Origin of the sequence: Microbacterium esteraromaticum (assembly GCF_014084045.1) — a bacterium.
In the GTDB taxonomy this organism is placed as follows: domain Bacteria; phylum Actinomycetota; class Actinomycetes; order Actinomycetales; family Microbacteriaceae; genus Microbacterium; species Microbacterium esteraromaticum_D.
On the sequence record NZ_CP043732.1, the window covers coordinates 652942 to 666518 of the forward strand.

Annotated in this window: 11 protein-coding genes; 3 read left to right on the forward strand and 8 right to left on the reverse strand. The window is 70.3% G+C overall.

Translation table 11 applies throughout. The annotated features are described in order from the left end of the window. Positions 1–3: 3 nt before the first annotated feature. Positions 4–1647 (forward strand): phosphoglucomutase (alpha-D-glucose-1,6-bisphosphate-dependent), encoded by a 1644-nt coding sequence (gene pgm, locus FVO59_RS03245; protein WP_182254597.1) that lies wholly within the window; start codon positions 4–6, stop codon positions 1645–1647. A 24-nt stretch (positions 1648–1671) separates the two neighbouring features. On the opposite strand, the gene FVO59_RS03250 is transcribed toward pgm, so the two are convergent. The 8 genes from FVO59_RS03250 to FVO59_RS03285 form a co-directional block, all read right to left on the reverse strand. Then, entirely contained in the window at positions 1672–2685 is a 1014-nt protein-coding gene (locus FVO59_RS03250) for a LacI family DNA-binding transcriptional regulator (protein ID WP_182254599.1), read from the reverse strand. 9 nt (positions 2686–2694) lie between these two features. Then, on the reverse strand, positions 2695–3450 hold the full coding sequence (locus FVO59_RS03255; protein ID WP_259363407.1) for a sugar phosphate isomerase/epimerase family protein: 756 nt from the start codon (positions 3448–3450) through the stop codon (positions 2695–2697). A gap of 33 nt (positions 3451–3483) precedes the next feature. Beyond that, positions 3484–4353, reverse strand: coding sequence for a sugar phosphate isomerase/epimerase family protein (locus FVO59_RS03260; RefSeq protein WP_182256462.1), 870 nt, complete (start codon positions 4351–4353; stop codon positions 3484–3486). A 92-nt stretch (positions 4354–4445) separates the two neighbouring features. Further along, positions 4446–5645 (reverse strand): dihydrodipicolinate synthase family protein, encoded by a 1200-nt coding sequence (locus FVO59_RS03265; RefSeq protein ID WP_182254601.1) that lies wholly within the window; start codon positions 5643–5645, stop codon positions 4446–4448. Beyond that, positions 5645–6799: a Gfo/Idh/MocA family protein gene (locus FVO59_RS03270; protein ID WP_182254603.1), complete on the reverse strand. Its 1155-nt coding sequence runs from the start codon at positions 6797–6799 to the stop codon at positions 5645–5647. The genes FVO59_RS03265 and FVO59_RS03270 overlap by 1 nt, the downstream gene beginning before the upstream one ends. 332 nt (positions 6800–7131) lie before the next feature. Continuing rightward, positions 7132–7599 carry a MarR family winged helix-turn-helix transcriptional regulator gene (locus FVO59_RS03275; protein ID WP_182254605.1) on the reverse strand — a complete coding sequence of 156 codons (468 nt, stop codon included), beginning with the start codon at positions 7597–7599 and terminating at the stop codon, positions 7132–7134. 766 nt (positions 7600–8365) lie between these two features. After that, the gene (locus tag FVO59_RS03280) at positions 8366–8839 is read right to left on the reverse strand and encodes a MarR family winged helix-turn-helix transcriptional regulator (RefSeq protein ID WP_182254607.1); all 474 of its coding nucleotides are present in this window, start codon (positions 8837–8839) and stop codon (positions 8366–8368) included. 1 nt (position 8840) lies between these two features. Next, a complete protein-coding gene (locus FVO59_RS03285) occupies positions 8841–10478 on the reverse strand; it encodes an MDR family MFS transporter (RefSeq protein WP_259363408.1) in 1638 nt (545 codons plus the stop codon). A 113-nt stretch (positions 10479–10591) separates the two neighbouring features. Here FVO59_RS03285 and FVO59_RS03290 point away from each other — a divergent pair, with 113 nt between their 5' ends. Both FVO59_RS03290 and FVO59_RS03295 read left to right on the forward strand, forming a co-directional pair. Further along, the gene (locus tag FVO59_RS03290; RefSeq protein WP_182254609.1) at positions 10592–11599 is read left to right on the forward strand and encodes a hydroxyacid dehydrogenase; all 1008 of its coding nucleotides are present in this window, start codon (positions 10592–10594) and stop codon (positions 11597–11599) included. Then, a complete protein-coding gene (locus FVO59_RS03295) occupies positions 11596–13542 on the forward strand; it encodes a DUF2264 domain-containing protein (RefSeq protein WP_182254611.1) in 1947 nt (648 codons plus the stop codon). The genes FVO59_RS03290 and FVO59_RS03295 overlap by 4 nt, the downstream gene beginning before the upstream one ends. The last annotated feature ends 35 nt before the right edge of the window (positions 13543–13577 follow it).

Consider the following 13577-nt stretch of genomic DNA (forward strand, 5'->3'; position numbering starts at 1 on the left):
CCCATGACGAGCCGAGCTGGCCTCCCTGCGGAGGAAAAGGACCTCATCGACGTCGACGAGCTGATCGCCGCCTACTACGACCGGCACCCGGATCCGTCGGTGTCCGCGCAGCGGGTCGTGTTCGGCACCAGCGGGCATCGCGGCTCGTCACTGAGCAGCAGCTTCAACGAGGATCACATCCTCGCGACCACCCAGGCGATCGTCGACTACCGCCGCGAGCAGGGCATCGCCGGACCGCTGTTCCTCGGCCGAGACACGCACGCTCTCTCGCTGCCCGCCGAGCGCAGCGCCGTCGAGGTGCTCATCGCGAACGGCGTCGACGTGCGCACCGACTCGCGCGACTCGTGGGTGCCGACCCCGGCGCTCAGCCACGCGATCCTCACCTACAACCGCGGCCGCGCCCTCGGCGACGCAGGGCGCGCCGACGGCATCGTCGTCACCCCGAGCCACAACCCGCCTCGCGACGGCGGGTTCAAGTACAACCCGCCGCATGGCGGACCGGCCGACACCGATGCCACCGGATGGATCGCGCAGCGAGCCAACGAGCTCATCGAATCCGGTCTCGACGGCGTGAAGCGCATCCGCTACGCCGACATCGACGGCGACTCGATCGGCGAGTACGACTTCCGCGACGCCTACGTGCGCGATCTTCCGACCATCATCGACCTCGACGCGATCAAGCGCGCCGGGGTTCGCATCGGCGCCGACCCGATGGGCGGTGCATCGGTGGAGTACTGGGCTCTGATCGCCGAGATGCACGGCATCGACCTGACCGTCGTCAACCCCGAGGTCGACCCGACGTGGCGCTTCATGACCCTCGACTGGGATGAGAAGATCCGCATGGATCCGTCGTCGCCCAGCGCCATGGCATCCCTGGTCGCCAAGCGCTCTGACTTCGACGTGCTCACCGGCAACGACGCCGACGCCGATCGGCATGGCATCGTCACCCCCGACGCCGGGCTGATGAACCCCAACCACTACCTGGCGGTCGCGATCGACTACCTGTTCTCGCACCGCACCGAGTGGCCCCGCGATGCGGCGATCGGCAAGACGCTCGTGTCGTCGATGATCATCGACCGCGTCGCCGAGTCGCTCGGCCGTCGCCTGCTGGAGGTGCCGGTCGGGTTCAAGTGGTTCGTGCCGGGTCTGCTCGACGGCTCGGTCGCGTTCGGCGGCGAGGAGTCGGCGGGCGCGTCGTTCCTGCGCAAGGACGGCACGGCCTGGTCGACCGACAAGGACGGCCTGCTGCTCTGCCTGCTCGCGGCCGAGATCATCGCGGTCACCGGCAAGACCCCGTCGGAGCGCTACCGTGAGCTCGAGCAGGCGTTCGGGGCGTCGGCATACCAGCGGGTGGACGCCCCGGCGACGCCGGAGCAGAAGGCGACGCTGGGCAGGCTGGCCCCGGATGCCGTGAGCGCGACCGACCTGGCGGGCGAGACGATCACCGCGAAGCTGTCGCACGCACCGGGCAACGGCGCGGCGATCGGCGGGCTGAAGGTGCAGACCGAGCACGCCTGGTTCGCCGCCCGCCCGTCGGGCACGGAGGACGTCTACAAGCTCTACGCCGAGAGCCTGAAGGGCCCTGAGCACCTCGCGCAGGTGCAGGAGGAGGCGCGAGCCGTCGTCAGCGCGGCCCTCGGCGGCTGACGCCCGGCGCGTTCGCGTGGCGGATCAGACCCCTGGGGTGCTCTCGCGCACGACGACCTCGAGGTCGAGCGCGGGCTGCTGCCACTCCGCATCCACCGTCGCCCTGAACGCCTCGTGGCCGAGGTCGCCGAGCGGCACCCGCACCGTCGTCAGGCGAGGGGTCACGTCGCGGCTGACGGGCACATCGTCGAACCCGCACACGGCGATGTCGTCGCCGACGCTGCGTCCACCGTCGCGGATGGCCGTCATGGCGCCCACCGCGACGATGTCACTGAGGGCGAAGACGAGGGTTCCGGCATCCACCCCGTCGGCCAGCGCGGCCGTCATCGACTCGGCACCCGACTCGCGCTCGAAGGTGCCGCGGTAGATCCGCTCGACCTCACCGCCGCCGGAGGCGAATCCCGCGGTGAAGCCGGTGAGACGGTCGTCGGAGGTGCGCACGCCATCGGCTGCCGCTATGGCGATCGCGCGACGGTAGCCGCGCTGCGCCATGGCTCGGCCGAGCCCCTCGGCTCCACCGCGGTTGTCGATCCGGATGCTGCGGTCGCCACCTTCCCCGAAGGTGACGGTGCGCCCTCCGAGCGGGCCGAACGCGGCGAGCTCGGCGATGGTGCGGGCGTCGGGGGTGTCGGTCCTGGATGCCGCGAGGATCACCCCTCGTGGGCGCTGCCCGCGCAGCGCCCGCAGGATCCTGGCCTCGCGATCGGGGTCGCGCTCGGTGATCGCGACCGTGACGATCAATCCTTCGGCATCGGCACCGCTCGCCACCCCGGCCGCGATCTGACCGAAGTAGGGGTCGGCGATGTCGGCGACCAGCAGGGCGATGGCGGCGGAGGTTCCACGCGCCGTCGCCTGCGCTGACGCGTTCGCCGTGTAGCCCAGCTCGTCGGCGGCCTTCTCGACGCGCTCGCGGAACGACTCGGCGACCTTGCGCTCCGACCCGTTCAGCACCCGCGAAGCGGTCGCGAGCGAGACTCCTGCAGCGCGCGCCACATCGTGCAGCGTGGGCGGTGAGGTGCGCGGTGATGCGTCGGTCATGTCGGAAGCCTATCCACCGGCGATCCAGCGACGAAGGGTCACCGCCTCGGAGGCGAGCACGGCAGGATCGTCGTCGGGCACGAACTCGATCAGCGCGTCGCGCGGGGGCGCCGGCTGCGCGGCCGCCGCGGCGAACAGCGGATGCCAGAGGCTGTCCCTCTCGTCGAGCCGGAGGCGCTGGTCGAACGGCCACCAGGAGAAGACGTGCACGGCGCTGGTGTGCGCGGCGAGCGCGTCGAACTCGGCGAGCGCCACCCGGTCGGGGGCGTCGACGGTCGGCTGCCAGTACGTCGTGAGGCCGGGCACGTCGCCGATCAGGCGCAGCGTGGCCTCGGGGGTGTCGGCGACCGTGCGGCGGTGGAACTCGAGGGCGAGGGCGATGCCCCGCTCCGAGGCCTCGTCGACGGCATCCCGGAGCCGGGAGACGATCTGCGCGTACTGCTCGGGCGTCGCGTCGCGCGAGTCGACGCTCCCGGCCCAGATGCGCACACGGTCTGCGCCGAGCGCCTCGGCGCTGTCGAGGATCGGCGTGAGGGGCTCGTCGGCGCCGCTGCGGAAGTACGAGCCGTACGAGCACACCGCGAGTCCGGCATCCGTCGTCGCCGCCGCCACCTCGGCCGCGCGCGCGACGTCACCCGGCGGCACGTGCACGTCGCCGCCCCACTCGATGACCTCGAGCCGGGCATCCCTCGTGAGCTCGACCACCCGCTCTGGTGCGAGCCGGCGGTAGGTCACCGAGCAGAGTCCGGGTCTGATCATGGGCATGTCTCCATTGTGGTCAACCGGCCGGCCTGCGGCTCAACGACCGGGGAGGTGAGGCGAGACGGTCGCGGCGAACGCCTCGGCTGTGCGCGCGACGACGACGTCGGGCGCATCGGCCCAGATGTCGGCGTTGAAGATCTCGACCTCGATGTCGCGGTCGTATCCGGTCGCGACGACGGCACGTGTCAGCGAGGCGAAGTCGATGATCCCGTCGCCCATGTAGTGCCGCGACAGCAGCACGTCGGCGGGGAGCGGCGTCTTCCAGTCGCACACCTGGTAGGTCGAGATGCGGCCTTCGCGTCCGGCGCGCTCGATCTGCTCGTGCACCTGCGGGTCCCACCAGATGTGGAAGGTGTCGACCGCCGCACCGACGACGCCGGGGGCGAAGTCCGCCGCGATGTCGAGCGCCTGACCCAGCGTCGAGACGACGCACCGGTCGGAGCCGAACATCGGATGCAGCGGCTCGATCGCCAGGGTCACCCCGGCGCTCTGCGCATACGGCGCGAGGGTGCCGATGGCATCCCGGACCCGCTCGCGCGCGCCATCGAGATCGCGCGATCCCTCCGGCAGGCCGCCCGCGACGAGCACGAGCACGGCCGTCGAGCCGTCGGCGCCCGCCGCGGCGAGCGCAGCGGTCTCGTCGATCGCGCGACGGTTGTCGTCGAGGGCGGCGTCGCGCTCGGGCCCGGCAGGAAGGGCGAAGAACCCTCCGCGGCAGTGGGTCGTGAAGCGCAGTCCCGAGTCGGCGAGCATCTTCGCGGCGGTGTCGAGCCCGACCTCGTTCACCGGCTCGCGCCAGAGTCCGATGGCCTGGATGCCGGCATCCGCCGTCACCCGCAGAGCGGTGGCGAGGTCGGCGTGCTTGATCGTCGCCTGGTTGATGGAGAGGCGGGGATCCGCCGACACATGTCGGCGCGGATCACGGATGCCGGGGGAAACAACGGCATCCGGACCGACATCCGTGCGCTGCGCCGACATCTGTGCGGAGTCCGCGGCGCTCACAGCTCGAATCCGTTCACCCGGAGCATGCCGTGCCAGCGCTCCCGTGCGAGTTCGGGGTTCTCGAGGGCGAGCGACGAGTTCGCCAGCTCCACGATGCGCGAGAGGTGCGGCAGACTGCGCGCGGAGTGCAGGCCGCCGACCATCTGGAAGGCCGGCTGGTGGCCGTTCAGCCATGCGAGGAAGGCCACGCCCGTCTTGTAGTAGAACGTGGGTGCGGCGAACACCTGCCTGCTGAGCTCCTCGGTCGGGCCGAGGATGCGCCGGTACGCCTCGGGATCTCCGGCGTCGAGCGCCTGGATCGCGGCGGACGCGACCGGCGTGATGGCGGCGAACGCGCCGAGCAGCGCGTCGGAGTGCCCGCGCTCGGAATCGTCGATCAGCGAGACGTAGTTGAAGTCGTCGCCGGTGAACATGCGCACGCCCTGCGTCGATTCATCGGACTGAAGGCGCTCGCGCACCGAGATCTCGCTCTCTGCGTTCAGCAGGCTCATCTTGACCCCGGCGATCTTCGACGGGTCCTCGGCGATGATGTCGAGCAGCACCTCGGATGCCGTCTGCCAGTCGTCCGCGCCGCTTGTACTGAGCGAAGTCGAAGTGAAGTAGCCCTTGAGCTCGGGGTCGAACGCGGTGCCGAGCCAGTGCAGCACGACCGGGGTGGTCGCCTTCGACAGCACCGCGCGGTAGACGCGGCGGTAGTCGTCGGGCGAGGCGGCGGCGCGGGCGAGGTGGCGGGACGCCATGAGCACCGGCGCGGCACCCTGCTCTTCGGCGAACTCGAGCTGCGACACGTACGCGTCGACGACCTGGTCGAGCGAGATGTGGGTCTCGGCGATGTGGTCGGTGTTGACGCCGACGACGACCGATCCGCCCTCCTCGCGCGCGACCTCGGCGCTGCGCGCGATCAGCTCTCGCGTCGCCGCCGCATCGAGGCCCATGTTGCGCTGGGCAGTGTCCATGGCATCCGCCACCCCCAGCCCCCACGAGTAGACGTTGCGGCGGAAAGCGAGCGTCGCGTCCCAGTCGATGTCGGCCGGCCGGCCGGGGGTGTTGTCGGCGTGCGGCTTCGGCACGACGTGCGCGGCCGCGTAGGCGACGCGGGAGCGCAGCGGCGACGTCGGGCGCGCATACGCGCCCGAGTCGTTGAGCGCGACGTCGGAGAGATCTCCGGATGCCGAGAGCAGGCGAAGCGCGGTCATCAGATGCTCAGCGGCTCGATCGCGACCTTGCGGCCCTCGGCGCTGGAGGTCAGGCCCGCCTCGGCGAACTGCACGCCGCGCGCGCCGGCGAGCAGGTCGAATGCGTAGTCGGTGCCGAGCACGTACGACTCGAGGTACTCCTCCCACTGCTGGCGGAAGCCGTTGAGGAAGACGTCGTTCGTGGGCACCTTCTGCCAGTCGGCGTCGTAGTCGTGCGTGTCTTCGAGGTCGGGGTTCCAGACCGGCTTGGGCGTAGCGTTCCGAGGCTGGATCTTGCATCCGAACAGGCCGACCACGGCTGAGCCGTGCGTGCCGTCGACCTGGAACTCGACGAGCTCGTCGCGGTTCACGCGCACCGTCCACGACGAGTTGATCTCGGCGATGACGCCGCCGGAGAGCTCGAAGATGCCGTATGCCGCGTCTTCGGCGGTGGCGGTGTAGTGCTCGCCCTTCTCATCCCAGCGGTCGGCGATGTGCACGGCGGCCTGCGCGTACACGCTCTTCACCTCGCCGAAGAGGTTCTCGAGCACGTAGTTCCAGTGCGGGAACATATCGCTGATGATGCCGCCGCCGTCTTCGGTGCGGTAGTTCCAGCTGGGGCGCTGCGCCGGCTGCCAGTCGCCCTCAAACACCCAGTAGCCGAACTCGCCGCGCACCGAGAGGATGCGTCCGAAGAAGCCGGAGTCGATCAGGCGCTTCAGCTTCTGCAGACCGGGCAGATAGAGCTTGTCGTGCACCACGCCCGTCTTGACTCCGGCGCTCTTCGCGAGGTGCGCGAGCTCGAGCGCCTCTTCGAGCGACTCTGCGGTGGGCTTCTCGGTGTAGATGGCCTTGCCTGCGGCGATGGCCTTGCGGATCGCGGTGGCGCGCGCCTTGGTGACGAGGAAGTCGGCGTAGATCTCCCACTTCGGGTCGGCGAGCGCCGCGTCGAGGTCAGTGGTGTAGTCGTCGATGCCGTGCTTCGCTGCGAGCTCGGCGAGCTTCTCCTCGCTGCGGCCGACGAGGATCGGCTTGACCGTCACCTTCGAGCCATCGGAGAGCTCGATGCCGCCCTGGTCGCGGATCGCGAGGATCGAGCGCACCAGGTGCTGCCGGTAGCCCATGCGTCCGGAGACGCCGTTCATGATGATGCCGATCTCACGCACGTCGGTCATGGTGGTCCTGTCTGTCAGTCGGTCGGAACGGGTACGCGGTGCTGCGAATGCCGCGGGTAAGCGCTTTCCCAATCCCAGCATCGCACGCGGATGCGAACGCCGCAACCCCGGATGACGAAGGAGACGGCTCTGCCCCTCCGTCCTCCGACGAAGGGGCAGAGCCGCTGGGGAGACGCAGATCAGCGCTTGTCGCGAGCGCTGCAGCAGAGCACGCTGTCCTGCTCACGGGGCAGCTCGACGCTCTCCGACGGCGCTTCCCGGTCGATGACAGCTCCCGACTGGGGCGACCAGAGACAGCGGTTCAGTCAGTCACCGCGGTGACACCGACCGCGTCAGCGCCCCAGCTCGTCGAGCAGATCGGCGACGCGGTCGAGGTCCTCGGCCGACCAGCGGCGCAGCCGCTCGGCGAGCCGCCCCTCGTACGCGGCCCGCGCGGCGGTCACGCGCTCGGTCGCGAGCTCGGTGGCGACCAGGCGCCGCGCGCGGCGGTCATCGGGGTCCCGGATGCTGTCGACCAGGCCGAGCTCGGTTAGCTGGCGCACCTGCCGACTCACCGCGGACTTGTCGGTCTGCAGCCGCTCGATCAGCTCGCCCGCCGTGGTCACGTGCCCGCTGACAATCGCCGCGAGCACCTGGTACCCGAGGGGCTGCAGATCCGGATGCACGGTCGCCGCAGCTTCACGCCACCCGACCCTGATGCGCGCGAACAGCCGCCCCAGCTCCCGCTCGACGCGGTGCACGGCCTCATCGAGCGCGTCGCCGTCGAGGGCGTCGTCGCTCACGGGCGGTGCATCGCTCATCACGCCAGCCTAACGGCGGGGCGCCGCGCAGGCGGGGCCGTACCTCTAGGCATCCAAGTTCCGCACGCCCGACCGAAACCCGGACGAACGCCGGACAGACGTCCGGATCTCAGGCGAGGTTCCGGATCTCAGGCGCCGGTACACAGCGCGGGCCCCGGGACGCAGGCATCCGAGTTCCGCACTCCCGACCGAAACCCGGACGAACGCCGTGCAGACCTCCGGATCTCAGGCGAAGTTCCGGATCTGAGGCGAGGTCCCGGCACCGCGCGAAGTCCCCAACGCAGCGCGGGGCTGCAGGCACAGCGCGGGCCCCAGAGCACAGCGCGGGCCCCAGGCACAGCGCGGGCCCCGGGGCACAGGCTTCCGAGTTCCACACGCCCGACCGAAACCCGGACGAACGCCGTGCAGACGTCCGGATCTCAGGCGAAGTTCCGGATCTCAGGCGACCAGGGGCACAGCACGGGGCCCGGGGCGCAAGCATCCCAGATCCGCACGCCCGACCGAAAGCCGGACGAACGCCGAGCAGACGTCCGGATCTCAGGCGAAGTTCCGGATCTCAGGCGAGGCCCCGGCACAGCGCGAAGTCCCCGGCGCAACGCAAGGCTGCAGGCACAGCGCGGGCCCCGGGACGCAGGCATCCCAAATCCGCACGCCCGACCGAAACCCGGACGAACGCCGTGCAGGCCTCCGGATCTCAGGCGAAGTTCCGGATCTCAGGCGGACGCCCCGGGCAAGCGCACCCTAGGGACGAGCGGACGACCGCGCGTCAGATCTCGGCGAGCAGCCGGAACGCCTTCGATGCCGCCCTGACCTCGTCGGGCGTCAGCTCGGCGAGCACCGCGCGCATGCGTCCGGCGTTCTCGGCGCGCAGCGTCGCCAGCGTGCGCTGCGCCTCGGATGTTGCCGTGAGCACGCGCAGCCGCCCGTCGCGCTCGTCGGGGCGCGACTCGACGAGGCCGAAGTCCTCGAGCATCCGGATCTGCCTGCTCACCATCGACTTGTCGATGCCGAACAGCTCGGCCAGCTGGTGCGCATTCGCATCGCCCGTGCGGGCGACGTACGCCAGCAGCTTGTAGCCCGACGGCTGCAGCTCGGGATGCACGCGGGCCGCGGACTCCTTCCAGAGCGTCCTCGCGCGGGCGAAGATGAGGTTCAGGTGACCCTGGAAGTCGGCCAGCGCATCGTCGACGCCCTGGGCATCATCGACGCCCAGGGCATCGACCGCCTGCTGCGCGGTCATCTCAACGCACGACCCGCACGCTGCCCGTGGTCGCACCGACCTCGGCACCGGCGACCTCGATCGCCGACTCCTCCGCCTGCTCGCGCAGCTGCTCTGCGGAGTTCATGGTCGACAGCGGCTTGTTGCGGATGAACGCGATGGCGATCACGCCGATCACCGCGAGCGGGATGGCGATGATGAAGGCGTCGGCGATGCCGTGTCCGTACGCCGACTCGACGACGGTGCGGATCGCGCCCGGCAGGTCGGCGATCTTCGGCACGTTGCCCGAGCCGAGCGCCTTGAGCGCCTCGACCTCATCGGCCGAGGCCGGGGTGAAGCCCGCGAATCCGCTCTTGATGTACTCGCTCACGTTGGTCGCGAGGATCGAGCCCATGATCGTCACGCCGATGGTTCCGGCGATCGTGCGGAAGAAGTTGACCCCCGACGACGCGGCGCCGAGCTGCTGCGGCGGGGTGTCGTTCTGCACGATCAGCGTGAGGTTCTGCATGACCATGCCCAGCCCCGCGCCCAGCACGAACATGTACGTCGCGACCAGCACGAAAGGGGTGTCGTAGCGCAGCGTCGACATCAGGCTGACGCCGGCGACGGTGAGCACGGAGCCCAGCATCATCCAGCCCTTCCACTTGCCGAACCGGCTGACCAGCTGGCCGATGATGATCGACGCGCCCATCTGGCCGACGATCATCGGGATGGTCATCAGGCCGGACTCGGTCGGCGTGGCACCCCTGGCGAGCTGGAAGTACTGCGCCAGGAACACCGAGGTGGCGAACATGGAGACGCCGATCGCGATCGACGCGATCACCGAGAGGGTGAAGGTGCGGTTCAGGAACAGGGTGAGCGGGATGATCGGCTCCTTGACCAGCAGCTCGACCACCACGAAGGCGATCAGCACCACGGCGGAGCCGATGCCGAGCGCGTAGCTCGTGCCCGAGTCCCAGTCGAACTGCTGACCGCCCAGCGAGACCCAGATCAGCAGCGCCGAGACGCCCACCGCGAGCAGGACGATGCCGAGGTAGTCGATCGACACCTTCACGGTCTGCGGCCTGGGCAGATGCAGGGTCACCTGCAGCAGCACGAGCGCGAGCACGGCAAAGGGGACGCCGACGAAGAAGTTCGCGCGCCAGCCCCAGACGTCGGTGATGAACCCGCCCAGCAGCGGCCCGCCGATCGTGGCGAGAGCCATGATGCCGCCGACGACGCCCATGTACTTGCCGCGCTCGCGTGGCGAGATGATCAGCGCGACGGCGACCATGACCAGCGACATCAGACCGCCGACGCCCAGCCCCTGCACCACGCGCATGGCGATGAGCATGTCGATGTCGTGGGCGAACCCGGCTGCCACGGTGCCCGCGGTGAACAGCACGAGCGAGAGCTGCACGAGCACCTTGCGGTCGAGCAGGTCGGCGAGCTTGCCCCAGATCGGGGTCGACACGGCGGTCGCGAGCAGGCTGGCGGTGATCACCCAGGTGTACTGCGCCTGGGTTCCGCCGAGGTCGGCGACGATGACGGGAAGGGAGGTCGAGACGACCGTGCCTGAGAGGACGGCGACGAACATGCCGACGATGAGCCCCGAGATGGCGGTGAAGACCTCTCGGGGTGAACGGACTGCCTCGGCGGATGCGGATGGGGTGGAAGTCAAAGGGGAAACGCTCCTGGAAGATGGTTGATCTTCGTCAACGATACATGATTAGTTGATATTTCTCAACCATTGCTTCCGGTCAACTATTCCTCCACGGCACTACCCTCGTTCTCATGACCGCCGCACGCCCCCGCGCCCACGCCGTGATGGACGCCGACGCCTTCGCCCTGCTCTTCGACGAGACGCGTCAGGCGCGCCTCGCCGAGATGGCGGATACGGCGGGACGGATGCTGATCACCGACCTCGACGACCCGTCCGTCGACCCGCTGCTCGCCGACACCGAAGTGCTCGTCACCTCATGGGGCGCTCCCCGCCTGGATGCGGCCCGGCTGGCGCGGATGCCCCGTCTGCGCGCCGTGCTGCACGCGGCGGGCAGCGTGCAGTGGCTCGTCTCGAACGAGTTCTGGGCCCGCGACATCCGGCTGACCTCCGCAGCCGACGCCAACGCCGTTCCGGTGGCCGAGTTCACCCTCGGCGCCATCCTGCTCTCGGGCAAGCGCACCTTCACGCACCTGCAGGCACCGCACGACGCGGGCTGGAACGCCTGGACCGCACGGCGGATCGGCAACGTCGACCGCACCGTGGGCATCGTCGGCTTCTCGCGGATCGGCCGCCGCGTGGTCGAGCTGCTGCGGCCGTTCGACGGCATCCGCTGCCTCGTCTCCGACCCGTTCGCCGACGCGGATGCCGTGGCCGCGGCCGGCGGGACGCTGCTGCCGCTCGACGAGATGCTCCCGCAGGTCGACGTGCTCTCGCTTCATGCCCCCTCGCTCCCCGCGACCAGGCACATGATCGCCGACGCGCAGCTCGCCGCCCTGCCCGACGGCGCCACCGTGATCAACACGGCCCGCGGCGCGCTGCTCGACCACGACGCCCTGCTCGCAGAGTGCCGCACCGGCCGGCTCGACGCCCTTCTCGATGTCACCGAGCCCGAGCCGTTGCCCGCCGACTCCGAACTGCGTCGGCTGCCCAACGTCGCGATCACCCCGCACCTCGCAGGGTCGCTCGGAACCGAGGGCCGTCGCCTCGCCGATGCAGCCCTCGACGAGCTGGCGGCATACATCGCAGGCGCACCGGCCGGGCATCCGGTCTCCGAGGCAGAGCTCGTGATCAGCGCATGATCACGCTGCCCGACGACGACCGCACGCTCTCCCCCTACACCGGCTGGACCCGCGATCACTGGATCGCCGTGGCCGACGCGATACTCGACGGCGCAGCCAGGCACGCGAGCCCCTCGCAGTCGCTGATCCGCTATCCGGGCACGCCGGGGGGACTCGGCCGCGACATCGACCACCTCGAGGGCTTCACCCGCACGTTCATGCTCGCCGCATTCCGCATCGCCGGAGAACCAGAGGGCACTCAGCCGCTCGCCGAGCGATACGCGCGGGGCATCGCCTCAGGCGTCGACCGGCACCATCCCGAGCGGTGGACGCGTCTCGACGAGCACCCTCAGGCGAAGGTCGAGGCGGCGGCGCTCGCCGTCGGCCTTCATCTCACCCGCGACACGGTCTGGGCACGACTGGACGAGCGCGCTCGCGAGCAGACCATCGACTATCTCTCCACCTCGATCGGCGCGCACTACTGGCCGAACAACTGGGTGTGGTTCCGGATCATCGTGTCGCACCTCCTCGAGAGCGTCGGCGGCCCGTTCTCGCTCGAGGACCGCGCCGACGACTTCGCCCTGCTCGACTCGTTCGACCTGCCCGGTGGGTGGAGCGTCGACGGAGTCGGCCGCAACTTCGACCACTACTGCGGCTGGGCGCTGCCGTTCTACCCGATGATCTGGGCGCAGCTCGTCGAGGGCGACCCGCAGTACGCAGAGCGCGTCGCGCGCTACCGCAGGCGGCTCGACGACTACCTCGATGACGCGCTGCACCTGATCGGCGCAGACGGCGGGCCGCTGATCCAGGGCCGCAGCCTCACCTACCGCTTCGCCACCGCCGCCCCCGCGTGGGCAGCGGCCTTCCACGGCACCTCCCGGCACGACCCGGGTCTGCTGCGGCGCGCGGCGAGCGGGCAGGTGCGGCACTTCGTTGATCGCGGAGCTCCGGATGCCGACGGGATCCTCACTCTCGGATGGCATGGCGAGTGGCGGCGAATCGCGCAGAACTACTCGGGTCTCGGTTCGCCCTACTGGGCGTCGAAAGGCATGCTCGGCATCGCCCTTCCCCCCGATCACGCCGCCTGGACGGCGCCGGAGCAACCGCTTCCGATCGACCGCGGGCCCTTCACCCGGGCGATCAGCGCACCGGGCTGGCTGGCGGCCGGAACCGCCGATGGCGTGGTGCGGATCGTGAATCACGGCACCGATCACCGCGTCGAGGGCACGACGCAACCCGATGCGGCCGTGTACGCCAAGTTCGGATACTCGACCGCGACCGCACCGACCCTCGACGCGGCGTCGGTCAGCGCTCCCCTCGACGGCACGGTCGCGCTGCTGCGCGAGGCGCTTCCCAGCCACCGTTCCGGTTTCATCGCAGGGCCGGTGCTCGCCCTGGATGAGTCCACGATCACCGGCTCGTCGCGGTCTCGCGCGCACTGGCCTGTCGACTTCTCGTTCGTCCCCGACCACGGCGTGAGCGACTACGAGGGCCGCACCCTGCTCGGGCCCGAGGTGGACACCGTGTCGGTCGTGCGCGGCGCCTGGGAGGTGCGCTTCGTGAGGGTGCACGGCGAGGGGCTCGAGCCGACCGACGTGCTGCGGATCGGCGGCTGGGCGCTCACCGCGCCGGATGCGACGGCGACGGGGGAGGCATGGGCGACGAGCGCCCGACTGGCCTCGCGGGTGGTCGCACTCGGTGGCACGGCCTCCCTGAGCTCCGGAGTGCGCGAACAGGACGACGTGACACCGCTCGAGGGCCGCACCGCGGTGCCGTGGATCACGGTCGCGCCCTCAGCCGGGGAGTGGCATGTGTTCGGGATCCAGCTGGGCGAACCCGCCGCCGCCGGGCATCCGCCCACTGTGCTCGGCGACCTGATCACCTGGCCGGACGGCGGCAGCACGGTCTTCGATCCGGCCTCCCCGCTCGAGACGACACCTCCCGCACGAGACCCGGCGCGCTGACAGATCGCGCTCGCGCATCCCGCGGACTCCGTGAT